At 74.3% G+C, this 23726-nt stretch carries 17 protein-coding genes; 14 read left to right on the top strand and 3 right to left on the bottom strand.

What is annotated here, in order from left to right; translation table 11 throughout:
• The first annotated feature begins 56 nt into the window (after nt 1–56).
• The 4 genes from EAO77_RS01995 to holA all read left to right on the top strand — a co-directional run bounded on the left by EAO77_RS01995 (nt 57) and on the right by holA (nt 4905).
• Complete coding sequence (locus EAO77_RS01995; RefSeq protein WP_261993769.1) at nt 57–2570, top strand: ComEC/Rec2 family competence protein; 2514 nt, start codon at nt 57–59, stop codon at nt 2568–2570.
• A gap of 164 nt (nt 2571–2734) precedes the next feature.
• Entirely contained in the window at nt 2735–3568 is an 834-nt protein-coding gene (locus tag EAO77_RS01990) for an arylamine N-acetyltransferase family protein (protein WP_147988890.1), read from the top strand.
• A 20-nt stretch (nt 3569–3588) separates the two neighbouring features.
• Nucleotides 3589–3834 carry a hypothetical protein gene (locus EAO77_RS01985; RefSeq protein WP_147986410.1) on the top strand — a complete coding sequence of 82 codons (246 nt, stop codon included), beginning with the start codon at nt 3589–3591 and terminating at the stop codon, nt 3832–3834.
• An 84-nt stretch (nt 3835–3918) separates the two neighbouring features.
• Nucleotides 3919–4905 carry a DNA polymerase III subunit delta gene (holA, locus tag EAO77_RS01980; protein WP_147986409.1) on the top strand — a complete coding sequence of 329 codons (987 nt, stop codon included), beginning with the start codon at nt 3919–3921 and terminating at the stop codon, nt 4903–4905.
• Between the two features lie 372 nt (nt 4906–5277).
• Here holA and rpsT read toward each other — a convergent pair whose 3' ends face one another.
• Entirely contained in the window at nt 5278–5544 is a 267-nt protein-coding gene (rpsT, locus tag EAO77_RS01975) for a 30S ribosomal protein S20 (RefSeq protein ID WP_147986408.1), read from the bottom strand.
• Between the two features lie 247 nt (nt 5545–5791).
• On the opposite strand from rpsT, the gene lepA reads away from it, so the two are divergent.
• From lepA to hemW, 4 genes are all read left to right on the top strand, one after another.
• Nucleotides 5792–7654, top strand: coding sequence for a translation elongation factor 4 (gene lepA / locus EAO77_RS01970; RefSeq protein WP_147986407.1), 1863 nt, complete (start codon nt 5792–5794; stop codon nt 7652–7654).
• Between the two features lie 348 nt (nt 7655–8002).
• Nucleotides 8003–9892, top strand: coding sequence for an AMP-dependent synthetase/ligase (locus EAO77_RS01965; RefSeq protein ID WP_147986406.1), 1890 nt, complete (start codon nt 8003–8005; stop codon nt 9890–9892).
• A 371-nt stretch (nt 9893–10263) separates the two neighbouring features.
• Nucleotides 10264–12192 (top strand): ATP-binding SpoIIE family protein phosphatase, encoded by a 1929-nt coding sequence (locus tag EAO77_RS01960; protein ID WP_147988888.1) that lies wholly within the window; start codon nt 10264–10266, stop codon nt 12190–12192.
• A 197-nt stretch (nt 12193–12389) separates the two neighbouring features.
• Nucleotides 12390–13622, top strand: coding sequence for a radical SAM family heme chaperone HemW (gene hemW / locus EAO77_RS01955; RefSeq protein WP_187283089.1), 1233 nt, complete (start codon nt 12390–12392; stop codon nt 13620–13622).
• Between the two features lie 210 nt (nt 13623–13832).
• On the opposite strand, the gene EAO77_RS01950 is transcribed toward hemW, so the two are convergent.
• Nucleotides 13833–14642 (bottom strand): DUF3097 domain-containing protein, encoded by an 810-nt coding sequence (locus tag EAO77_RS01950; RefSeq protein WP_147986404.1) that lies wholly within the window; start codon nt 14640–14642, stop codon nt 13833–13835.
• Nucleotides 14643–14669: 27 nt separating this feature from the next.
• Complete coding sequence (locus EAO77_RS01945; protein ID WP_147986403.1) at nt 14670–15389, bottom strand: MBL fold metallo-hydrolase; 720 nt, start codon at nt 15387–15389, stop codon at nt 14670–14672.
• 210 nt (nt 15390–15599) lie between these two features.
• On the opposite strand from EAO77_RS01945, the gene hrcA reads away from it, so the two are divergent.
• The 6 genes from hrcA (at nt 15600) to EAO77_RS01915 (ending at nt 23648) form a co-directional block, all read left to right on the top strand.
• Complete coding sequence (gene hrcA, locus EAO77_RS01940; protein ID WP_147986402.1) at nt 15600–16616, top strand: heat-inducible transcriptional repressor HrcA; 1017 nt, start codon at nt 15600–15602, stop codon at nt 16614–16616.
• Nucleotides 16617–17750 carry a molecular chaperone DnaJ gene (dnaJ, locus tag EAO77_RS01935; RefSeq protein WP_147986401.1) on the top strand — a complete coding sequence of 378 codons (1134 nt, stop codon included), beginning with the start codon at nt 16617–16619 and terminating at the stop codon, nt 17748–17750.
• Nucleotides 17751–17969: 219 nt separating this feature from the next.
• Nucleotides 17970–19043: a nitronate monooxygenase gene (locus tag EAO77_RS01930; RefSeq protein ID WP_147986400.1), complete on the top strand. Its 1074-nt coding sequence runs from the start codon at nt 17970–17972 to the stop codon at nt 19041–19043.
• On the top strand, nt 19040–19783 hold the full coding sequence (locus tag EAO77_RS01925; protein ID WP_147986399.1) for a 16S rRNA (uracil(1498)-N(3))-methyltransferase: 744 nt from the start codon (nt 19040–19042) through the stop codon (nt 19781–19783). Before EAO77_RS01930 ends, EAO77_RS01925 begins: the two co-directional genes overlap by 4 nt.
• A gap of 88 nt (nt 19784–19871) precedes the next feature.
• Nucleotides 19872–20396, top strand: coding sequence for a hypothetical protein (locus EAO77_RS01920; RefSeq protein ID WP_147986398.1), 525 nt, complete (start codon nt 19872–19874; stop codon nt 20394–20396).
• A 45-nt stretch (nt 20397–20441) separates the two neighbouring features.
• On the top strand, nt 20442–23648 hold the full coding sequence (locus tag EAO77_RS01915; RefSeq protein WP_147986397.1) for a S41 family peptidase: 3207 nt from the start codon (nt 20442–20444) through the stop codon (nt 23646–23648).
• Nucleotides 23649–23726: the final 78 nt, after the last annotated feature.

Here is a 23726-nt window from a genome sequence, read left to right as displayed (position 1 = left end):
CTCATGCGCCACGACCCCGTGCCCTCGCGCCCCCCGCACCCCCACCCCGCGCCTCCGTGCACGCGGACGCCGCCGGTCGGCTCGGTGCCTCGGACCCCCGTGAGGACGGCCCGGCCGACCTGCGTCTCGTACCGCCCGCCGTGGCGGCGTGGGCCGCGGCCGCCCTCGCCCTCGGAGCACCGGGCGGATGGACCGCTGCGGGAGTCGCCGCCTGCCTGCTCGGAGCGGCCGTCCTGCTCCTCGGCTCCCGCGAGCCGGTGGCACACCGCCCGCCCCCGCTTCGCCGACGGCGCACCGGACGTCTCCGCTTCCCGGGCGTGGGCACGGGCACGGCCGCCGCCGCGGTGCTGCTCTGCGCGGCGGCGGGAGCGACCACCGCCGGGCTCCACGCGGCAGAGGCGCGTCGCGGCCCGCTGCCCGAACTGGCGCGTCAGCGCGCCCATGTGACCGTCGACGTCACCGTGGAGGCGGACCCGCGCCCCACCGGGCCCAAGGTCACCGGTCACCGCATGGTGCCGGGAGGCACCGCCCTCGACGTCACGGCGGTACGGGTGACGGCCCCGGGGGGAGCGGTCACCGAGGTGCGCACCCCGCTCCTGGTGCTGGTGTCCGCGCGGGGCCCGGCCGACCCGTGGCGGCGGCTGCTGCCCTCCACGAGGCTCAGGCTGTCGGGCACGCTGGTGCCCCCGATGCGCCCCGACGACCGCTTCGCCGCCGTCCTGCGCCCGTACGGCTCCGGGCCGCCCCGCGTCACCGGCCCGCCGACCGCAGTCCAGCGGATCGCGGGCGGCCTGCGAGCTGGGCTGCGCGAAGCGACGGAAGGGCTCCCGCCGGACGCGCGGGCGCTGCTGCCCGGCCTGGTCGTCGGCGACACGTCCCGGGTGACCGCTGACCTCCAGGCGGCCTTCGAGGCGACCGACCTCACCCACCTCCTGGCCGTGTCGGGCAGCAACCTCACCATCGTGCTCGTCCTGCTGATCGGCCCGCCGGGCCGCGCGCTGCGGGCCGAACGGGGCGGCCTGGCCCCGCGGCTGGGCATCACCCTGCGCGGCACGGCGCTGACCGGGGGCGCTCTCACGCTGGCGTTCGTGGTCGTGTGCCGTCCCGAACCGAGCGTGCTGCGAGCGGCGGCATGCGGCCTGGTCACCCTGCTCGCCATCGGCACCGGGCGGCGCAGGTCCCTGCTTCCCGCTCTGGCGGCCGCCGTCCTGCTGCTGGTCCTGTACGACCCACGGCTGGCCCGCAGTTACGGATTCCTGCTCTCGGTCCTCGCGACCGGGTCCCTGCTGACGGTCGCACCCCGCTGGAGCGCGGCGATGGGCCGGCGCGGTGTGCCGCCCCGGCTCGCCGAGGCGCTCGCGGCGGCCGCCGCCGCCCAGGCGGTGTGCGCGCCCGTGGTGGCGGTCTTCGCGGCCCGCGTCAGCCTGGTCGCCATCCCCTGCAACCTCGTGGCCGAACTGGCGGTCGCACCCGCCACGGTCCTCGGTTTCGCGGCGCTGGCGACGGCCCCGGTGGCGATGCCCGCCGCCGCACTCCTGGCGCATGTGGCGGGATGGCCCGTCGGCTGGATCGCGTCCGTCGCCCGCACCGGGGCCGCGCTGCCCGGCGCGACGGTGGACTGGCCGGGCGGCTGGCGGGGCGGACTGCTGCTCGCCGTGGTCACCGGTGTCCTGATGCTCTTCGTGCGCCGTCTTCCCCGATACCCGCTCGCGGGCGCGCTGTGTGCGCTGATGCTGCTCCTGGTCGTGCTCCGCCCGGCGTCGCTGACCCGCGTCGTCACCGGCTGGCCGCCGCCGGACTGGACGTACGTGATGTGCGACGTGGGCCAGGGCGATGCCACGGTGCTGGCGGCGGGCGAGGGGGCCGCCGTCGTCATCGACACGGGCCCCGACCCCGAACCGGCCGACCGCTGCCTGAGAGAACTCGGCGTCACACGCGTCCCGTTGCTGGTGATCACGCATTTCCACGCCGACCATGTCGCCGGGCTGCCCGGAGTCCTGCGGGGCAGACGTGTCGGCGCCGTGCAGACGACGACACTGGAGGAGCCCGCCGGGCAGGCCGAGTTCGTCCGGCGGGTCGCCGCCGAGGCGGGTGTCCCCGTGGTGCGGGCGGCGCCGGGGGAGCGGCGGCGTACCGGCGGGATCGCCTGGGAGGTGATCTGGCCGGCTGCCGGGCCGGGCGCACTGCCGGAGGAGCCGAACGACGCGAGCGTGACCCTGCACGTGCGGGCGGCGGGCGGGCTGTCGCTCCTGCTCCTCGGAGATCTGGAGCCCCCGGGGCAGCAGGCGCTGATGCGCAGCCGACCCGTGCTGCCGCGGGTCGACGTGCTCAAGGTGGCGCACCACGGTTCGGCCTATCAGCATCCGGCGCTCCTCGCGGCTGTCCGGCCACGTATCGCGCTGGTCTCCTGCGGCCGGGACAACCCGTACGGCCACCCCTCACCACGCACGGTGGCGCTGCTCCGGACCACAGGTGCGATGGTGCTGCGCACGGACCGGCACGGTTCCGTCGCCGTTACGGGCGCGGGGCGGCGGCTCGGCGTCACCACCAGCGGCGGCCGTCCGCCCTGAGCCGCCCCGGGCGCATGGTGCGGGAGGCGGCCGCCGAGGAGACTGCTGCCATGGAGACCCCAGCCCACCCGCACCCCACCGCCCCAGCCCCGGCCGCCCCGGCACCGGCCGCCCCCGCGCAGGACGGCCGGTCCTCGCCGGAGGACGGCGCCGCCCCGTACGTGATGGCCCCGCCGTACGAGCTGTCGCCGCGGGAGGCGGACGCCTACCTCGCCCGTATCGGGGCCGTCAGGCCCCGGCGGGCCGATGCGGACGCGCTCCGCGAGCTCCAGCACAGGCACCTGCTGGCGGTGCCGTTCGAGAACCTGTCCGTACATCTCGGAGAGGAGGTGGTGCTCTCCGAGGACCGGTTGGTCGCCAAGGTCGTGGACGCCCACCGGGGCGGGTTCTGCTACGAACTCAACGGCGCTTTCGCCGCGTTGCTGCGGGCCCTCGGCTTCCGGGTGACGCTGCACCAGGCGCGGGTCTTCGGCAAGGGCGGACGGCTGGGGATGCCGTTCGACCATCTGACGCTGCGGGTGGAGACGGCGGACGGCAGCGGTCCGTGGCTGGCGGACGTCGGCTTCGGCGACCACGCCCGCTTTCCGCTGCTGCTGGACGAGAGGGCGGAGCAGACCGACCCGTCCGGCGTCTTCCGGGTCGTCGAGGGGCTGGACCACGGGGATCTCGACGTCCTGCGCGACGGCACTCCGGAGCTGAGGGTGGACCTGCGACCGCGTGAGCTGGCGGAGTTCGTCGCGGCCTGCTGGTACCACCGCACCTCGCCGTCCTCGCACTTCACCGCCTCGCTGGTCTGCTCGCGCTTCACGGCCGAGGGCCGGGTCACGCTCTCCGGGCGCAAGCTGGTGACCACGGTCCACGGGCAGCGCGAGGAACGGATGCTGGACGGTGACGGCGAGGTGCTCGACGCCTACCGGGAGCACTTCGCTCTGGTGCTCGGCGAGGTGCCGCGGGCGGCGGTGTTCCCCGACGTCCGCGCGGGTGCGGCCGAGGTGTGACCGGACGGCACAATGTGGCGGTGGACGATGTGAGACATGTGCTGGTGCTCCCCGACCGGGACGCGGCGGAAGAGGTCGCCGAGACCCTCGCCGACCACTTCGAGGTGCCGGACGAGCCCCGCCTGGTGCGGGACGCGCTGGCCGGCGAGGACGACGCCGAGGACGCCCAGTGGCTGGTGGTGGTCGAGGACCCTGAGGGCCGGCTGGACGCGGTCGCCCTCGACGAGTTCGTGGCGGGCTGGGACGGCTGGCGTGAGGCGCACTGACGCTCCGGGCCGGAGCGGCTGGCGCGAGGCGCGCACGGACGTGCCGGGCGGGGCTGTCGGTGCCCCGTGGGATGCTTGACCGCGATGGCCAGGAACAGTTCGACCGACGATCCGCTCGCCCCCGTCACGCTCGCCGTGGGCCAGGAGGACCTGCTGCTCGACCGTGCCGTGCAGCAGGTCGTGGCCGCCGCGCGGGCGGCCGACGCCGACACCGACGTACGCGACCTCACCGCGGACCAGCTCCAGCCGGGCACGCTCGCCGAGCTGACCAGTCCGTCGCTCTTCGCCGAGCGCAAGGTCGTGATCGTGCGCAACGCCCAGGACCTGTCCGCCGACACGGTCAAGGACGTGAAGGGGTACCTCGGTTCGCCGGTGGAGGAGATCACCCTGGTCCTCCTGCACCCCGGCGGTGCGAAGGGCAAGGGGCTGCTGGACGCCGCGCGCAAGGCGGGCGCCCGGGAGGTCGCCTGCCCGAAGACCACGAAGCCCGCCGAGCGTCTGACGTTCGTGCGGCAGGAGTTCAGGGCGCTCGGCAGATCGGCGACGCCCGAGGCGTGCCAGGCGCTGGTGGACGCGATCGGAAGCGATCTGCGTGAGCTGGCGAGCGCCGTCTCCCAGTTGACGGCCGACGTGGAGGGCACGATCGACGAGGAGATCGTCGGCCGCTACTACACGGGACGCGCGGAGGCGTCGAGCTTCACGATCGCCGACCGGGCGGTCGAGGGCAGGGCCGCCGAGGCGCTGGAGGCCCTGCGCTGGTCGCTGTCGACGGGCGTGGCGCCCGTGCTGATCACCAGCGCGCTCGCGCAGGGCGTGCGGGCGATCGGCAAGCTGCTGTCCGCCCGGGGCGGCCGTCCCGCGGACCTGGCCCGTGAGCTGGGGATGCCGCCGTGGAAGATCGACCGGGTACGGCAGCAGATGCGCGGATGGTCCCCGGACGGCGTCGCCGTCGCGCTGCGTGCGGTCGCCGAGGCCGACGCGGGCGTCAAGGGCGCGGGCGACGACCCGGAGTACGCGCTGGAGAAGGCGGTCGTGGCGATCGCCCGGGCCGCACGCTCCCACCGCGGCTGACGCACCCGGCGGCCCTCCCCGCTCCCAGCGCGGCTGACGCACCCACGGCCTTTCCGTCTCCCGCCACCGCGGCTGACGCACCCGACGGCCCTCCCCGGTCCCCGCGCGGCTGACGCACTCGACGGCCTTTCCCGCTGCCCCCACCGATGCTGACGCGCGCCCGCGCCGCACGGCGGGGCGGCGGCCCAGGGACCTACCGGCACGCCGAAGGCCCCGGTGGCCGTCCTGGGGAAGGACGGCCACCGGGGCCTTCACGTCAAGCTCGGTGCGCCGCACCCGCGTGGCGAACGCAGGCCGCGTGCGGCGCGAGGGGTGCCGTTCGGGAGCGGAAGAGAGGGCCCGCTGGATCCCTGGCGGCGATCAGTCGTGAGCTCAGCCCTGGAGGGAGGCAACCTTGGTGGCCAGTGCCGACTTCTTGTTGGCAGCGGCGTTCTTGTGGATGACACCCTTGGAGACGGCCTTGTCGAGCTGACGGGCGGCGGCACGGGAGGCCACGGTCGCCTTCTCGACGTCGCCGGCGGCGACGGCCTCGCGGGCCTTGCGGATCGCGGTCTTGAGGGACGACTTGACGGCCTTGTTGCGCAGGCGCGCCTTCTCGTTCGTCTTGTTCCGCTTGATCTGGGACTTGATGTTCGCCACGAAAGAGCCTTTTCAGGATCGATGATCTTCGAGTGTGTGCCTCGTCCCCGGGCCCGTCGGGCCGAGGACGTGCGTCCAGAGAGGGAGGACACGAGACACAGCTGTTCAGGCTACCAGCCGTCCCTCCGGCGGCCCAAACCGGGCGCAGCCCCGTGCGCGTGGGACCATGGAGCCTACGTATCGATCCGACATCGACCCGAGGCGAGCCTCCACCGACCCGGCGTCTGCCACAGAATCAGGACCCTGCGTGCCCGCGACCCCTACCCACGTGCCCGAGCCGAGCCGTACCGACTCGGCGCTGATCCGCAACTTCTGCATCATCGCGCACATCGACCACGGCAAGTCCACGCTCGCCGACCGGATGCTCCAGCTGACCGGCGTGGTCGAGCAGCGGCAGATGCGTGCGCAGTACCTCGACCGCATGGACATCGAGCGCGAACGCGGCATCACGATCAAGTCCCAGGCCGTCCGTCTGCCGTGGGCACCCACCGAGGGCGAGGACCAGGGCAGGACCCACATCCTCAACATGATCGACACCCCCGGGCACGTCGACTTCACGTACGAGGTGTCGCGGTCGCTGGCCGCCTGTGAGGGCACGATCCTCCTGGTGGACGCCGCCCAGGGCATCGAGGCGCAGACCCTCGCCAACCTCTACCTGGCGATGGAGAACGACCTCACCATCGTCCCCGTGCTCAACAAGATCGACCTGCCGGCCGCCCAGCCGGAGAAGTTCGCCGAGGAGCTGGCGAACCTCGTCGGCTGCGACCCGGACGACGTGCTGCGCGTCTCGGCGAAGACGGGTGTCGGCGTCGAGGCGCTGCTGGACCGCGTGGTCCGCGAGGTCCCGGCCCCGGTCGGAGTGTCGGACGCCCCCGCCCGCGCGATGATCTTCGACTCGGTCTACGACTCCTACCGCGGCGTGGTCACCTACGTCCGTGTCGTCGACGGCCAGCTCAACAAGCGCGAGCGCATCCGCATGATGTCGACCGGCGCGACCCACGAGCTCCTGGAGATCGGCACCAACTCGCCCGAGATGCTCCCGGCCGACGGTCTGGGCGTCGGTGAGGTGGGCTACCTCATCACGGGTGTGAAGGACGTCCGCCAGTCCAAGGTCGGCGACACGATCACCCAGCAGCACAAGGGCGCCACGGAGGCGCTCGGCGGTTACAAGGACCCGAAGCCGATGGTCTTCTCGGGTCTGTATCCGCTGGACGGCTCCGACTACCCCGAGCTGCGCGACGCCCTGGACAAGCTCCAGCTCAACGACGCGGCTCTGGTCTACGAGCCGGAGACCTCGGCGGCCCTCGGTTTCGGCTTCCGTGTCGGCTTCCTCGGCCTGCTGCACCTGGACGTGATCCGGGAGCGCCTGGAGCGCGAGTTCGGCCTCGACCTGATCGCCACCGCCCCGAACGTGGTCTACCGCGTGACCATGGAGGACGGCACCGAGCACACGGTCACCAACCCGAGCGAGTTCCCCGAGGGCAAGATCGACGAGGTCCACGAGCCCGTCGTGCGGGCCACCATCCTCGCGCCGAGCGAGTTCATCGGTTCGATCATGGAGCTGTGCCAGACCCGCCGCGGCACCCTGCTCGGCATGGACTACCTGTCCGAGGACCGGGTCGAGATCCGCTACACGCTGCCGCTCGCGGAGATCGTCTTCGACTTCTTCGACCAGCTGAAGTCGAAGACCCGCGGCTATGCCTCGCTCGACTACGAGCCCACCGGCGAGCAGGCCTCCAGCCTGGTCAAGGTCGACATCCTGCTGCACGGCGACAAGGTGGACGCGTTCTCCGCCATCACCCACAAGGACGCCGCGTACGCCTACGGTGTGCGGCTCGTCGCGAAGCTGCGCGAGCTCATCCCGCGCCAGGCGTTCGAGGTGCCGATCCAGGCGGCGATCGGCTCCCGGGTCATCGCCCGCGAGACGATCCGTGCGATCCGCAAGGACGTCCTCGCCAAGTGCTACGGCGGTGACATCTCCCGTAAGCGGAAGCTGCTGGAGAAGCAGAAGGAGGGCAAGAAGCGGATGAAGATGGTCGGCTCCGTCGAGGTGCCGCAGGAAGCCTTCATCGCCGTGCTCTCCAGCGACGAGGGCGGCAAGAAGAAGTAGCGGCCGGGGCGCGGGCGGCGGCCGGTTCGCCGCCTCGCGCCGCCGCCCGGTACCGCGCCGGCGCGCCGGGTACAACGCCGACGGCGTCCGCGTGCGGGTCGAAGGTAAAGCGCTCGTCAAGGCCGTGGCGGGCGCTTTTCGCTGTCCCGGCAGCTCGAATCGTTACATGTACACGGCAAGGATGCGTTGCTCCGATGAGCGGAACTGGGCTCCGTTCGTTATGAAGCGGCAGCACGCAGGCCCTTACGCGCCGCTCCCGCGCGCTCTACCCTGATCACGGCTCGATGGTTACTCGCCAGTTAAACAACCAGCCAGTCGTGCAGTGCTGCCGCAGGCCCGGAGGACGTCGTGAGCGAAACCCAGACCCAGATCGAGAACCGGCCGCCCTCGGTGGCGAGCCTCTTCGCCGAGCGCGTGGCAGCCACGCCCGACGGCGAGGCCTACCGCTACCCGGTGCCGCCGGCCTCGGGCGACGGGCCCGACGAGTGGAGGTCCCTGAGCTGGGGCCAGGCGGCGGACCGCGTCTACGCCATCGCCGCCGGACTGATCGAGCTGGGCGTCGCCGCCGAGGACCGGGTCGCGCTCGCCTCCGCCACCCGGGTGGAATGGATCCTCGCCGACCTCGGTGTGATGTGCGCCGGCGGCGCCACGACCACGGTCTACCCGTCCACCAACGCCGAGGAGTCGGCGTACATCCTCTCCGACTCCGAGAGCCGGGTGCTGATCGCCGAGGACGCCGCCCAGCTGGCCAAGGCCCGCGAGAAGCGCGCGGAGCTGCCGGCGCTGAAGCACGTCGTGGTCATCGACTCCGAGGGCGTCGAGCCCGACGCCGCCGACCCCGAGGGCTTCGTGCTCGGCCTCGCCGAGCTGGAGACCCGTGGCGCGGCCTACCTGGAGAAGCACCCGGAGGCCGTCAAGGAGCGGATCGCGGCCATCACCGCCGACCAGCTCGCGACCCTGATCTACACCTCGGGCACCACCGGCCGCCCCAAGGGGGTGCGCCTCCCGCACGACAACTGGTCGTACATGGCGAAGGCGATCGCCGCGACGGGCCTGGTGACCAAGGACGACGTGCAGTACCTGTGGCTGCCGCTGGCGCACGTCTTCGGCAAGGTGCTCACCTCCGGCCAGATCGAGGTCGGGCACGTCACCGCCGTCGACGGCCGCGTCGACAAGATCATCGAGAATCTGCCGGTGGTCCAGCCGACCTACATGGCCGCCGTGCCGCGCATCTTCGAGAAGGTCTACAACGGGGTCGCCGCCAAGGCCCGGGCCGGGGGCGGCGCCAAGTACAAGATCTTCCAGTGGGCCGCCGGTGTCGCCCGCGAGTACGCCAAGGTCACCCAGGACAACTTCCGCCGCACCGGCAACGCCTCCGCGCCGTTCGGCCTGAGCACCAAGCACAAGGTCGCCGACGCGCTGGTCTACTCGAAGCTCCGCGACGCGTTCGGCGGCCGGCTGCGGGCCGCCGTGTCCGGCTCGGCCGCGCTCGCCCCGGAGATCGGCTACTTCTTCGCCGGTGCGGGCATCCACATTCTGGAGGGCTACGGCCTCACCGAGTCCAGTGCCGCCTCCTTCGTCAACCCGGGCGAGGCGTACCGCACCGGCACCGTCGGCAAGCCGCTGCCCGGCACCGAGGTGCGCATCGCGGACGACGGCGAGATCCTGCTGCGCGGCCCCGGCATCATGGAGGGCTACCACGGCCTGCCGGACAAGACCGCCGAGGTCCTGGAGCCCGACGGGTGGTTCCACACCGGTGACATCGGCGAGCTCTCCGCCGACGGCTACCTGCGGATCACCGACCGCAAGAAGGACCTCATCAAGACCTCCGGCGGCAAGTACATCGCCCCGGCCGAGGTCGAGGGCCAGTTCAAGGCCGTGTGCCCGTTCGTCTCCAACATCCTGGTGCACGGCGCCGACCGGAACTTCTGCACCGCGCTGATCGCGCTCGACGAGCCGGCGATCCTCGGCTGGGCCGCCGACAACGGCCTCGCGGGCAAGTCCTACGCGGAGGTCGTGGCCGCCCCGCAGACCGAGAAGCTCGTCGAGAGCTACGTGGCGCGCCTCAACGAGGGGCTCCAGCGCTGGCAGACCATCAAGAAGTTCCGCCTGCTGCCCCGTGACCTCGACATCGAGCACGGTGAGCTGACGCCCAGCCTCAAGCTCAAGCGCCCGGTCGTGGAGAAGGAGTACAAGCACCTGATCGAGGACATGTACGCGGGCTCCCGCGAGGCGTAGCCCAGCGCACGGCCGAGCCGCCGACGCCGGGGTCCGGAGGGTTCCCCCTCCGGACCCCGGCGTCGGCGTGCGGGGGAGCGTCAGGGAGCGCGGACGAGCGCCCGGCTGTCGGCGCGGCGTGGTGCCGGGGGTGCGTACGAGCGGGCGCACGCCCCCTTGGCGCGACACAAGGCCCGCCCGCGTGAACTTAGCGACACGCCCCCCGACCAGGGACGTCTCGAAAGTCCTCCCCGAGTTCGGTGACTCCGTGCGTATGGGCGGGCTCTGTCTGTCACCCTGTCGGTGTCATAAGCGGCGCACACAGCACCGACCAGGAGCCGCACGTGAGGTCCATTCCGTTGCAGCGAGACACCGGCAACCGCCCGTCACCCATGTCCCCGGGGTGGTCCGAGCCGGGGGAGCACGGGGTGCGCGTCTGCCTGCCCGGGAACCTCCTGGCGCCCGCCACCGCCCGCCGGCTGGTGCGGGCGGCCGTCGCCGACTGGACGCTGCTGGGCATGCTCGACGCGTGCGCGCTCTGCCACGGGCGCGGCGGATGCCCGCCCGGCGTGCCCTGCGCCGAGCGGATGGCCGACGACGCCGCCTTGGTCGCCGGCGAGCTGGTCACCAACGCCGTCGTCCACGCGGGCACGGCGGCCGAGCTGCTCTGCCGCTACGACGGCCCCTACGGCGACGAACCGGCCGCGCTGGTCGTCGAGGTCTCGGACCACCACCCGGACCGGCCCGTGCACAGCCACCCGCACGGCTCCGAACAGTCCGGGACCCCCGACTACGGGCGCGGCCTCCATCTCGTCGCCGCCGTCGCCGAGCGGTGGGGCGTCACCTACCGCGCCGCCGTGAAGTCCGTCTGGGCGCGGATCCCCCTCGACGGCCGGGGCAGCCGCCCCCGCCCCGGGGCCGTGGCGGCGGCCGACGGCCCGGTGCCGGCCGGCGAGACCCTGCACGACCTGACACCGGGCCGCGACGAGTGGGACTGGCTGGCACGCGGCGGCGCCGCGTCCTTCCTCGCCGAGGCCTCCGACCTGCTCGCCGGCCAGCTCGACGAGGACATGGTCGCGGCGCTCGCCGCCCAGCTGCTCGTCCCGCGGCTCGCCGACTGGTGCGCCGTGTGGCTCGACGACGAGGGCGGCCACCACGGACCGCGCGCCGGCGGGCGGTCCCTCCCCGCGCCCCGGCTCGCGGGCGTCTGGCACCGTGACGAGGCCAGGACCGAGCAGCTGAAGGAGGCCCTCGGCCAAGAGGCGCCCAAGCCCCCCGAACCGGGCAACGGCGGCCCCCAGCCCGTCCCCTGGCCCGCCGGGGACGGCACGGAGGCGTCCTCCGGCGCGGCCCTCGCGTACCGGCTGGCCGTCGGTTCCCGCACCCTGGGCGTCCTCGTCGCCGGGCGGACGGGCGCGGTCCGGCTGCCCGAGGAGGTGACCGCCCTCGTGGAGGACTTCACCCGGCGGGTGGCCCTCGCCGTCAGCGCGGCCCGTGAGTACACCCGGCAGGCCACCATCAGCAGGGTCCTCCAGCGCGGCCTGCTGCCCAGCAAGGTGGGCAGCATCCCCGGCGTCGACACCTGCCTGGTCTACGAGCCGAGCGGCGACGGCGTGGTCGGCGGCGACTTCTACGACGTCTTCCAGGCCGGCTCCTCCGGTCGCTGGTGCTTCGTCCTCGGCGACGTCCAGGGCAGTGGCCCCGAGGCCGCCGTGGTGACCGGGCTGGCCCGCCCGTGGCTGCGACTGCTCGCCCGTGAGGGCTACCAGGTGGGCCAGGTGCTCGACCGGCTCAACGGGCTCCTCCTGGACGACGCCGTGGAGGCCGCCGAGGCGGCCGCCCTCTACGCGACGGGCGGCGCGCACGGGCCCGGCCTGCCCGACGGCCACCACTCGCGTTTCCTGTCGCTGCTCTACGGCGAGGTGGTGCCCGCGTCCGAGGGCTCCGCCGGTGCCCGCTGCACGATCGCGAGCGCCGGCCACCCGCTGCCCCTGCTGCTGCGGCCCGACGGGTCGGTCACCCCCGTCGCCGAGTCCCAGGTGCTGCTCGGCGTCGTCGACGACGTCGCATACCGCAGCACCACCTTCGACCTCGCGCCCGGTGACACCCTCTTGTGCGTCACCGACGGGGTGACCGAGCGGCGTTCGGGGGCGCGCATGTTCGACGACGGGGACGGACTGGCCGAGGTCCTGGCCGGGTGCGCGGGGCTGCCCGCACAGGGCGTCGCGGACCGCATCCGGGCGGCGGTGCACGCGTTCGCCCAGACACCGCCGGGCGACGACCTGGCCCTGCTGGTGTTCCAGGCCAGAGCCGCCGCCTGACCCGAACCGCCCGGTGACGGGCCGGAGCCGCGTCCGACCGGCCCCTCCCGGTGGCCGGCGAGGGCCGCCGTCCGACCGCCCCCGTGACGGGCGAGGGCCGCCGTCCGACCGCCTTCCCGGTGACGGCCGGGGGCCGCCCGCCGCCCGCACCCCCGGCCCGGCCGGGGGAGCTCGGCCGGTGACGGACAATGGGGGGCATGCCTTCCGTACTGCCCGACGGCGAGCCCGTGCCCGACGACGGCACGCTTCCCGCGTCCGCCCTCGACGGCGCCGGCGAGCGGCCGCTCGCGTTCTACCTGCACGTGCCCTACTGCGCGACCCGCTGCGGCTACTGCGACTTCAACACCTACACCGCCACCGAGCTGCGCGGCTCCGGCGGGGTGCTCGCCTCGCGCGACAACTACGCCGACACCCTCGCCGACGAGGTCCGCCTCGCGCGCAAGGTGCTGGGCGACGACCCCCGCCCGGTGCGCACGGTGTTCGTCGGCGGCGGCACGCCGACCCTGCTGGCCGCGGGCGACCTGGTGCGGATGCTGGACGCCGTACGGCAGGAGTTCGGTCTCGCCGACGACGCGGAGATCACCACGGAGGCCAACCCGGAGTCGGTGGACCCGGCCTACCTGGCCGAGCTGCGTGCCGGCGGCTTCAACCGGATCTCGTTCGGCATGCAGAGCGCCCGGCAGCACGTGCTGAAGGTGCTGGACCGCACCCACACGCCCGGCCGGCCGGAGGCCTGCGTGGCCGAGGCCCGCGCCGCAGGGTTCGACCACGTCAACCTCGACCTGATCTACGGCACCCCGGGGGAGAGCGACGACGACTGGCGGGCGTCCGTGAGCGCGGCCGTCGGGGCGGGCCCGGACCATGTGTCGGCGTACGCCCTCATCGTGGAGGAGGGCACCGGGCTGGCGCGCCGCATCCGGCGCGGCGAGGTCCCGATGACCGACGACGACGTCCACGCCGACCGCTATCTGATCGCCGACGAGATGCTCGGCGCGGCCGGCTTCGACTGGTACGAGGTGTCCAACTGGGCCACCTCCGACGCCGGCCGCTGCCTGCACAACGAGCTGTACTGGCGGGGGGCGGACTGGTGGGGCGCGGGCCCCGGAGCGCACAGCCACGTCGGCGGTGTGCGCTGGTGGAACGTCAAGCACCCCGGTGCGTACGCGGCCGCCCTCGCCGGAGGCCGTTCACCCGGCGCGGGACGGGAACTGCTGACGGCCGAGGACAGACGGGTCGAGCGCATCCTGCTGGAGCTGCGGCTGCGCGAGGGCGCCCCGCTGTCCCTGCTGCACGAGGCGGGCCTGGCCGCCGCCGGCCAGGCCCTGCGCGACGGCCTGCTGGAGCCGGAGCCGTACACGGAGGGCCGGGCGGTCCTGACGCTGCGGGGACGCCTGCTGGCGGACGCCGTCGTCAGGGACCTGGTCGACTGAGCGCCCGGGCACCGGGGCCCGTCGACCGACCGCACGACGCCGGGCGCCCGCCCGGACCGGGCGGACGCCCCGGACGGCCGGCCGAGCGACCGCCCGACGCCGCCCGGCCACCCGAGCGCACAGGCCGGGACAGCCGCCCGGCCCCGCCCGGCCCCGCCCGGCTCCGTGACGACGGCCTCGCCGCCCGACCCCGCCGTGCGGGACCGCCGGTCAGCCGCCCGGCTCGGTGACGAAGTCGATCAGCTCCTCCACCCGCCCCAGCAGCGCCGGTTCCAGGTCCTTGTACGAGTGGACCTTCGACAGGATGTGCTGCCAGGCGGCGCCCGTGTTCTCCGGCCAGCCCAGGGCGCGGCAGACGCCCTTCTTCCAGTCCTGGCCCCGGGGCACCGACGGCCAGGCGGGGATCCCGACCGAGGACGGCTTCACGGCTTCCCACACGTCGATGTACGGATGGCCGACGACCAGCACATGGGGGTCGGTCACGGAACCGGCGATCCGGGACTCCTTCGACCCGGTGACCAGGTGGTCCACCAGCACCCCGAGGCGGGCGTCCGGGCCGGGCCCGAACGACTCGACGATCGCGGGCAGGTCGTCGACGCCCTCCAGGTACTCGACGACCACGCCTTCGATGCGCAGGTCGTCGCCCCAGACGCGTTCGACGAGTTCGGCGTCGTGGCGGCCCTCCACGTAGATGCGGCCGGCCCGGGCGACACGGGCGCGGGCGCCGGGGACCGCGACCGAGCCGGAAGCGGTCCTGGCGGGGCGCGCGGGGGCGCCGGAGGAGGGGCGCACCAGGGTGACGGTTCTGCCCTCCAGCAGGAAGCCGGCCGGCTCCATCGGGAAGACGCGGTGCTTGCCGAAGCGGTCCTCCAGCGTGACGGTCCCGGCCTCGCAGCCGGTCACCGCCCCGCAGAAGCCGGTCGAGACCTCCTCGACCACCAGATCCGGCTCCGCCGGGACCTCGGGGACGGGTGCCCGCCGCTTCCAGGGCGGCGTCAGATCAGGGCTGTAGCTGCGCATATCGGATGACCATACGGGCCGGACGTCCTACGACACGCCGAAACGCGCCGCCAGTTCGGCGCGCTGGCGGCGGAGGAACTCCGCGTCCACGACCGCCCCGTGGCCCGGCACGTACAGCGCGCCGGGGCCGCCGAGGGCGAGCAGCCGGTCGATCGCGGCGGGCCAGCGCGAGCCGATCGCGTCGGGGCCGGCCTGCGGTTCGCCGGACTCCTCCACCAGATCTCCGCAGAACACGACGTCCGGCGTGCCCGGCACCAGCAGGGCCAGGTCGTGTCCGCTGTGGCCGGGGCCCGCGTCGGCGAGCACCACCTGACGACCGCCCAGGTCGACCGCGCACTCGCCGGCCACCGCGTGGTGCGGCACGACCAGCGCGTCCGCCGCCTCGGCCGCCTCGTCGGGGGCCACCCCCATCCGTACGGCGTCCTGCCGGATGAGGTCGCCCTCCCGGCGCAGCAGCCCGTCCAGGCCCACGGCCCCGTAAACCTCGGCCCCCGCGAAGACGGAGGTGCCGAGGACATGGTCGAAGTGGGGGTGGCTGAGTGCGACATGCGTCACTCGGCGGCCCAGCAGGGACTCCACCTCGTCGCGGATCACGGAGCCCTCGCGGACCGTGGATCCCGTGTCGTAGAGCATCACCGCGTCCCGGCCGGCGACCACACCCACGGTGGCGTCCCAGACGGGCAGCCTGCGGCGGGCGACGCCGTCCGCGAGCCGCTCCCAGCCGAGGTCTTCCCACGCGACGTCCATGGGGGCGACGCTATCGGCACCCGCCTGCCCGCCGTGGACCGGGACACCTGAGCGGGCCGTCGACCCGACCCGGTGGTCGGTCGCCCTTGCTAGGGGCGTACCCCGCAGCCGTACACTGGCCGGGGGCCCGCTGGCACTCGGCCGTATCGAGTGCCAGGCGAGCGCCGGAAGACCCCGAGAGATGACGAACCGCAGCTGGAGGTGCGCGCGATGCTCAGCGAACGCAGGCTCGAGGTTCTGCGCGCCATCGTCCAGGACTACGTCGGCACCGAGGAGCCCGTCGGCTCGAAGGCGCTGACCGAGCGGCACCGTCTGGGTGTCTCCCCGGCCACCGTGCGCAACGACATGGCCGTGCTGGAGGAGGAGGGCTTCATCGCCCAGCCGCACACCAGCGCCGGCCGGATCCCCACGGACAAGGGCTACCGGCTCTTCGTCGACAAGCTCGCCGGAGTGAAGCCCCTGTCCACCCCCGAGCGCCGCGCCATCCAGAACTTCCTGGACGGCGCCGTCGACCTCGACGACGTCGTCGGGCGCACGGTGCGGCTGCTCGCCCAGCTGACCCGGCAGGTCGCCGTGGTGCAGTACCCCTCGCTGACCCGCTCGACGGTCCGGCACGTGGAACTGCTGTCGCTGGCCCCCGCCCGGCTGATGCTCGTGCTGATCACCGACACGGGCCGGGTGGAGCAGCGGCTGGTCGACTGCCCGGCTCCGTTCGGCGAGACCTCCCTCGCCGACCTGCGCGCCCGGCTCAACAGCCGGGTCGTCGGGCGCCGCTTCGCGGACGTGCCGACGCTGGTGCAGGATCTGCCGGAGTCGTTCGAGACCGAGGACCGCGGAACGGTCTCCACGGTCCTCGCGACCCTGCTGGAGACCCTGGTGGAGGAGACCGAGGAACGGCTCATGATCGGCGGCACCGCCAATCTGACCCGCTTCGGCCACGACTTCCCCCTGACGATCAGGCCGGTGCTGGAGGCGCTGGAGGAGCAGGTCGTGCTCCTCAAGCTGCTCGGCGAGGCCAAGGAATCGGGCATGACCGTGAGAATCGGGCACGAGAACGCCCACGAGGGACTGAACTCCACGTCCGTCGTCTCGGTCGGTTACGGTTCGGGCGGCGAAGCAGTCGCCAAACTCGGCGTGGTCGGACCGACCCGCATGGACTACCCCGGAACGATGGGAGCGGTACGCGCAGTGGCACGTTACGTCGGACAGATCCTGGCGGAGTCGTAAGTGGCCACGGACTACTACGCCGTACTCGGCGTACGCCGCGACGCGTCCCAGGACGAGATCAAGAAGGCCTTCCGCCGGCTTGCGCGCGAACTCCACCCGGATGTGAATCCGGACCCGAAGACGCAGGAGCGCTTCAAGGAGATCAACGCCGCGTACGAGGTGCTGTCGGACCCGCAGAAGAAGCAGGTCTACGACCTCGGCGGCGACCCGCTGTCCCAGGCGGGCGGCGGCGCGGGAGGCTTCGGAGCCGGCGGCTTCGGCAACTTCTCGGACATCATGGACGCCTTCTTCGGGACGGCGTCGCAGCGCGGCCCGCGCTCGCGCACGCGGCGCGGCCAGGACGCGATGATCCGCCTGGAGATCGACCTCAACGAGGCGGCCTTCGGCACCACCAAGGACATCCAGGTCGACACGGCCGTGGTGTGCACCACCTGCTCCGGCGAGGGTGCGGCACCGGGCACGTCGGCGCAGACCTGTGACATGTGCCGCGGCCGCGGCGAGGTCTCCCAGGTGACCCGGTCCTTCCTCGGGCAGGTCATGACCTCGCGTCCGTGCCCGCAGTGCCAGGGCTTCGGCACGGTCGTGCCCACGCCGTGCCCGGAGTGCGCCGGCGACGGCCGCATCCGGTCGCGCCGCACGCTCACCGTGAAGATCCCGGCGGGTGTGGACAACGGGACGCGCATCCAGCTGGCGGGCGAGGGCGAGGTCGGCCCGGGCGGCGGCCCCGCCGGCGACCTGTACGTGGAGATCCACGAGATCGCCCACCCGGTCTTCCAGCGGCGGGGCGACGACCTGCACTGCACCGTGACGATCCCCATGACGGCGGCGGCCCTGGGCACCAAGTGCCCCCTGGAGACGCTCGACGGCCTGGAGGAGATCGACGTCCGGCCCGGCACCCAGTCCGGCCAGTCGATCCCGCTGCACGGACGCGGCATCACGCATCTGCGGGGCGGCGGCCGCGGCGATCTGATCGTGCACGTCGAGGTCACCACGCCCACCAAGCTCGACCCGGAGCAGGAGCGCCTGCTGCGGGAGATCGCGAAGCTGCGCGGCGAGGAGCGGCCGACCGGCCAGTTCCAGCCAGGGCAGCAGGGGCTGTTCTCGCGTCTGAAGGACGCGTTCAACGGCCGGTAGCGGCACGCGGCCGAGGCCGTGCAGGGCAAGGCGGGGCGCGTCCGGCGGGCGCGCCCCGCGGCCGTTCCCCCCGGCGGCCGGGCGCGCCCCGCGGCCGTTCCCCCCGGCGGCCGGGCGCCCCCCGCGGCCGTTCCCCCCGGTACGGTCCGGGATCGGGACGGCACCGCAAGGGCGGGACCGGGGCGCGGGGCACCCGCCGGGACGTGGGACGATGCGTACATGTCGTCCGCGCTGACCGGTCTCGGCCGCCACCCGATCGTGCAGGCCCCCATGGCGGGCGGCGCGTCCCGCCCCGAGCTCGCCGCCGCCGTCGGTGACGCAGGCGGCCTCGGATTCCTCGCCGCCGGGTACAAGACTGCGGACGGCATGCACCAGGAGATCCGACGGGTGCGGAGCCTCACCTCCAAGCCCTTCGGCGTGAATCTGTTCATGCCGCAGCCCGGCGCCGCCGACCCGGCCGCCGTCGGGGTGTACCGCGACCGGCTCGCCGGCGAGTCCTCCCGGTACGGGACGCCCCTCGGCGACCCGGGCGCCGGCCGCGACGACGCCTGGGAGGCGAAGCTGGCGGTCCTCGTCGACGACCCCGTGCCCGTCGTCTCCTTCACGTTCGGCTGCCCCTCCCGCGAGGACCTCGCCGCGCTCGCCCGCGCCGGCACCACGACCGTGGTCACCGTCACCACGGCCGGCGAGGCGCGGGCCGCCGAGCGGGCGGGCGCCGACGCCGTGTGCGTGCAGGGTGTCGAGGCGGGCGGCCACCAGGGCACCCACCGCGACGACCCGGACGCGGAGGGCGCGGGTCTCGGGCTGCTCGCCCTCGTCGCGCTGGTGCGCGAGAGCGTCCGGCTGCCGGTGATCGCCGCGGGCGGTCTGATGCGCGGGGCGCAGATCGCCGCCGTGCTCGCCGCGGGCGCGAGCGCCGCCCAGCTCGGCACCGCGTTCCTGGTCTGCCCCGAGTCCGGGGCGCACCCCCTGCACAAGCGGGCGATGACCGATCCGCTCCTCACCCGCACCGAGGTGACCCGCGCCTTCTCCGGGCGGCCCGCGCGCGGCCTGGTGAACCGCTTCGTGCGCGAGCACGGACCGTACGCCCCGGCCGCGTACCCGGACGTCCACCACCTGACCGCCCCGCTGCGCAGGGCGGCCGCCGCGGCCGGCGACGCGCAGGGCATGGCGCTGTGGGCGGGGCAGGGCCACCGGCTGGCCCGGGACCTGCCCGCCGGGCGGCTCGTGGACGTCCTCGCCGCCGAACTCGACTCCGCGCGGGCCTCGCTCGCCGAGGAAGGGACCCGATGACCGCCCCCGTCTTCGTCGTCGACTCGCTCGACGGCATCGCCCCCGGCGCCCTCGTCACGCTGGACGGCCCCGAGGGCCGGCACGCCGTCTCGGTGCGCCGGCTGGTCCCCGGCGAGGAGATCGTCCTGACCGACGGCTCCGGCCGCGGCGCCGCGGGGACCGTGCACGGGACGGAGGGCAAGGACCGGCTCACCGTGGAGGTGCGCGCCTGCCCCGCCGAGCCCGAGCCGCAGCCGCGGATCACCGTCGTCCAGGCGCTGCCCAAGGGCGACCGCGGCGAACTCGCCGTCGAGACCATGACGGAGACCGGCGTCGACGAGGTCGTGCCGTGGGCCGCCGCCCGCTGCATCACCCAGTGGAAGGGCGAACGCGGCGCCAAGTCCCTCGCCAAGTGGCGCTCCACCGCCCGCGAGGCGGGGAAGCAGGCGCGCAGACTGCGTTTCCCCACCGTCGCGGACGCGGCGACGACCAAGCAGGTCGCGGCACTTCTGGCGGCCGCCGACTTCGCCGCCGTCCTGCACGAGGAGGGCTCCGCGCCGCTCGCCGGCGCCGAACTGCCCGCCTCCGGCTCGATCGTGCTCGTCGTCGGTCCGGAAGGCGGCGTGTCCCCGGACGAGTTGGCCCTCTTCGCCGGGGCGGGCGCCCGGCCGTTCCGGCTGGGCCGCACCGTGCTGCGCACCTCCACGGCGGGCACGGCGGCGACCGCGCTGCTGCTCGGGCGCACCGGCCGCTGGTCCTGACGCCCCCCGCACGGCCCCTCACACCTTCGGGGAAAGTGGCCGCAAGGGCCCTGGTGCGCCCCCGGCCGGAGGTGGGACCCTGCCGCCCATGAGGCTGCTGAGAACCATGGCCGCGCTCGGGGCCTGCGGGATCGCCGTCGCCGGAGCCGCCGCCTGCGAACCGGCCGCCGGCGGCCTCGACTCCGCCGCGGTCGCCCTCACCACCGACCGCACCGCGACGAGCACCCTGGAACGGCTCACCTTCGACGTCGCCTGGTTCAGCTGCACGGCCAGGGCGCGGACCGGGGGAGCGGAGGCCACCCGGGACGCGGCCGGCACGACGGCCCCCGCCGGCCCCCGCGAGGTGGAGGTCGACTGCGAGGGGGAGACGGGCGACGGCCGAGCGATCACCCTGGGCGGCACCGTCACCGAGGAGCGCGCCGGGGTGTGCGTCAAGGGCGACATGACCGCCAGGATCGCGAAGAAGGTCGTCTTCCAGGCCACCATGCTCGGCGACTGCTCGGCCGCCGCCACCGCCGAACGGTCCCGTCCGGCACGCCCGTCGGACCCGCGCCCGGCACCCACCGTCACCGTCACGGAGACCGTCACGGTGACCGCGGTTCCGGCCAAGTGATCCAAAGCCCTGCTGGCGGGGCCCGGGGTTCCCTAGGGTGAACCCGTGACGCACCCTGCCTACCTCCGGTTTCCCCATCTGCACGGCGAGCTGATCGCCTTCACCGCCGAGGACGACGTCTGGGTGGCGCCGCTCGACGGCGGCCGGGCGTGGCGCGTCAGCGCCGACAACATGCCCGCCGACCACCCGCGCTTCTCGCCCGACGGGGCCCGTGTCGCCTGGAGTTCGTACCGGGACGGCGCCCCCGAGGTGCATGTCGCGCCGGTCGGCGGAGGACCGTCCGAGCGCCTCACCTACTGGGGCAGCGTGCGGACCACCGTGCGCGGCTGGACGGCCGACGGCCGGGTGCTGGCGACCTCCAGCCAGGGCCGTGCGTCGTTCCGCCGCACCTGGGCGCACGCGGTGCCGCTCGACGGCGGACCGGCGGAGGTCCTCCCGTACGGGCCCGTCGGCGATGTCGCCCACGGCCCGCGGACCCTGCTGCTGTCGGCCACCATGGGCCGCGAGGCGGCCGCCTGGAAGCGCTACCGGGGCGGCACGGCGGGCAAGTTGTGGATCGAGTCGTCGCAGGACGGCGCGGACGGCGACTTCGTCCGCGTGCACGAGGACCTCGACGGCAACATCGAGTACCCGCTGTGGGTGGGCGGCCGGATCGCCTTCCTCTCCGACCACGAGGGCGTCGGCGCGCTCTACTCGTCCCTCCCCGACGGGACCGGACTGCGGCGCCACACGCCGGTCGACGGCTTCTACGCACGCCACGCGGCCACCGACGGCACCCGGGTCGTCTGGACGAGCGCCGGCGAGCTGTGGATCCTCGACGACCTGGACGGAGCCTCGCCCCGGCGCCTGGACATCCCACTCGGCGGCCAGCGCACCGACCTCCAGCCCTGGACCCTGAGCGCGGACCGGCACGTCGGCTCCGCCGCCCCCGACCACACCGGCCGCGGCAGCGCCGTCGAGATCCGCGGCGGCATCCACTGGGTCACCCATCGCGACGGCCCCGCCCGCGACCTCGCCACCGAACCGGGCGTCCGCGCCAGGACGCCCCGCACGTTCCGCGCCGACGGCGAGGAGCACGTGGTCTGGGTGACGGACGCGGAGGGCGACGACGCGCTGGAGTTCGCGCCGGCGACCGGCACGGCCGCCGGCTCCACCCCGCGCCGGCTCGGCGCGGGCCGGCTCGGCCGGGTGGTCGACCTCGCCGTCGCCCCCGACGGGAGCCGCGCGGCGGTCGCCTCCCACGACGGTCGGGTCCTGCTCGTCGAGCGCGGGACGGGCGAGGTCCGCGAGGTCGACCGCAGCGAGGACGGCGACGCCGAGGGGCTCGTCTTCTCGCCCGACTCGGCGTGGCTGGCCTGGTCGCACGCCGGCCCCGACCCGCTGCGCCAGATCAGGCTCGCCAACACCGCGGACCTGACCGTCTCCGAGGCGACGCCGCTGCGGTTCGCGGACTACCAGCCCGCGTTCACCCTCGACGGCAAGCACCTCGCCTTCCTCTCCGAGCGCGCCTTCGACCCCGTCTACGACAGCCATGTCTTCGACCTGGCGTTCGTCGGGGGCTGCCGGCCGCACCTGATCACGCTGGCGGCCACCACCCCCTCGCCGTTCGGCCCGCAGCGCCACGGGCGGCCCTTCGAGGCGGACCGGGACGACGACTCCTCCGACGGGGAGGACGGCGGCGTGCCCGTGACCCGGGTCGATCTCGACGGACTCGCGGACCGCATCGTCCCGTTCCCCGTCGAGGCCGCCCGCTACTCGTCCCTGCGCGCCGCCAAGGACGGACTCCTGTGGCTGCGCCACCCGCTGCGCGGCGCCCTCGGCACCACCAGGGCCACCCCCGACGACCCGGGCCCCAAGACGGCCCTGGAGCGCTTCGAGCTCGGCGGCCGGCACCCGGAGGAACTCGCCGACGACGTCGCGTTCTTCCGCGTCAGCGGCGACGGGAAGCGGCTGCTGCTGTCCACCGACGGCAAGCTCAAGGTCGTGCCCAGCGACCGGCGCGCCTCACGCGACGAGGACAGCGACACCAACATCACGGTCGACCTGGGCCGGGTGCGCCGCACGGTCGATCCGGCCGCCGAGTGGCGTCAGATGTACGACGAGGCCGGGCGTCTGATGCGCGACCACTTCTGGCGCGAGGACCTCGGCGGTGTCGACTGGGACGGCGTCCTGGAGCGCTACCGGCCGGTGCTGGAGCGGGTCGCCACCCACGACGACCTCGTCGACCTGCTCTGGGAGGTGCAGGGCGAACTCGGCACCTCCCACGCCTATGTGATGCCGCGCGGCGGGCGCGGCAGGCGGTCCGGCCGGCAGGGTCTGCTCGGCGCGGACGTCTCGCGCGCCGAGGACGGCTCCTGGCGCATCGACCGGATCCTGCCCTCGGAGACCTCCGACCCGCACGCCCACTCCCCGCTCGCCGCGCCCGGGGTCGCGCTGCGCGCCGGCGACACCCTGCTCGCCGTCGACGGCCGGCCCGTCGACCCGGTCAGGGGTCCGTGGCCGCTGCTCGTCGGCGCGGCGGGCAACCCGGTGGAACTGACGGTGTCCCCGGCGGGCGGCGGCGATCCGCGGCACGCGGTCGTCGTCCCCCTCGACGACGAGGAGCCCCTGCGCTACCACGCCTGGGTCGCCGACCGGCGGGCCTACGTCCACGAGCGCTCCGGCGGCCGTCTCGGCTACCTCCACGTCCCGGACATGCAGGCGCCCGGCTGGGCGCAGATCCACCGGGACCTGCGGGTCGAGGTGGCGCGCGAGGGCCTGGTCGTGGACGTGCGGGAGAACCGCGGCGGCCACACCTCCCAGCTCGTCGTCGAGAAGCTCGCCCGCCGGATCGTGGGCTGGGACCTGCCGCGCGGGCGGCGAGCCTTCAGCTACCCGTTCGACGCGCCCCGGGGCCCGGTCGTCGCCGTGGCGAACGAGTTCTCCGGCTCCGACGGCGACATCGTGAACGCGGCGATCAAGGCGCTCGGCATCGGTCCGGTCGTGGGCACCCGCACCTGGGGCGGTGTCGTGGGCATCGACAGCCGCTACTCGCTGGTCGACGGCACGCTGGTGACCCAGCCCAAGTACGCCTTCTGGCTGGAGGGTTACGGCTTCGACGTGGAGAACCGGGGCGTCGACCCGGACGTGGAGGTGGTGATGACGCCCCGTGACCACGCGGAGGGGCGCGATCCGCAGCTGGACGAGGCGATCAGGATGGCGCTGACCGCCCTGGCCGAGCACCCGGCGAAGACCCCTCCCGAGCGCCCCTGACACCTCGTCGGGCGGGCGCCGCGCCCCTGTGGGGTGCGGCGCCCGCCGCGGGGCGGGGCGGGCGCCGCACCCCACAGG

Source organism: Streptomyces sp. T39, assembly GCF_008042045.1.
Classification (GTDB): Bacteria; Actinomycetota; Actinomycetes; order Streptomycetales; family Streptomycetaceae; genus Streptomyces.
This window is presented reverse-complemented; position numbering and strand designations above follow the sequence as displayed.

Excerpts from the sequence above, each read along its gene's own strand:
- EAO77_RS01945 (WP_147986403.1), bottom strand. The coding sequence starts at position 15,389 with ATGGACGTCGCGTGGGAAGACCTCGGCTGGGAGCGGCTCGCGGACGGC.
- EAO77_RS01930 (WP_147986400.1), top strand. The coding sequence starts at position 17,970 with ATGTCGTCCGCGCTGACCGGTCTCGGCCGCCACCCGATCGTGCAGGCC.
- hrcA (WP_147986402.1), top strand. The coding sequence starts at position 15,600 with ATGCTCAGCGAACGCAGGCTCGAGGTTCTGCGCGCCATCGTCCAGGAC.
- holA (WP_147986409.1), top strand. The coding sequence starts at position 3,919 with ATGGCCAGGAACAGTTCGACCGACGATCCGCTCGCCCCCGTCACGCTC.
- EAO77_RS01925 (WP_147986399.1), top strand. The coding sequence starts at position 19,040 with ATGACCGCCCCCGTCTTCGTCGTCGACTCGCTCGACGGCATCGCCCCC.
- EAO77_RS01990 (WP_147988890.1), top strand. The coding sequence starts at position 2,735 with ATGGCCCCGCCGTACGAGCTGTCGCCGCGGGAGGCGGACGCCTACCTC.
- EAO77_RS01960 (WP_147988888.1), top strand. The coding sequence starts at position 10,264 with ATGTCCCCGGGGTGGTCCGAGCCGGGGGAGCACGGGGTGCGCGTCTGC.
- hemW (WP_187283089.1), top strand. The coding sequence starts at position 12,390 with ATGCCTTCCGTACTGCCCGACGGCGAGCCCGTGCCCGACGACGGCACG.
- EAO77_RS01920 (WP_147986398.1), top strand. The coding sequence starts at position 19,872 with ATGAGGCTGCTGAGAACCATGGCCGCGCTCGGGGCCTGCGGGATCGCC.
- EAO77_RS01950 (WP_147986404.1), bottom strand. The coding sequence starts at position 14,642 with ATGCGCAGCTACAGCCCTGATCTGACGCCGCCCTGGAAGCGGCGGGCA.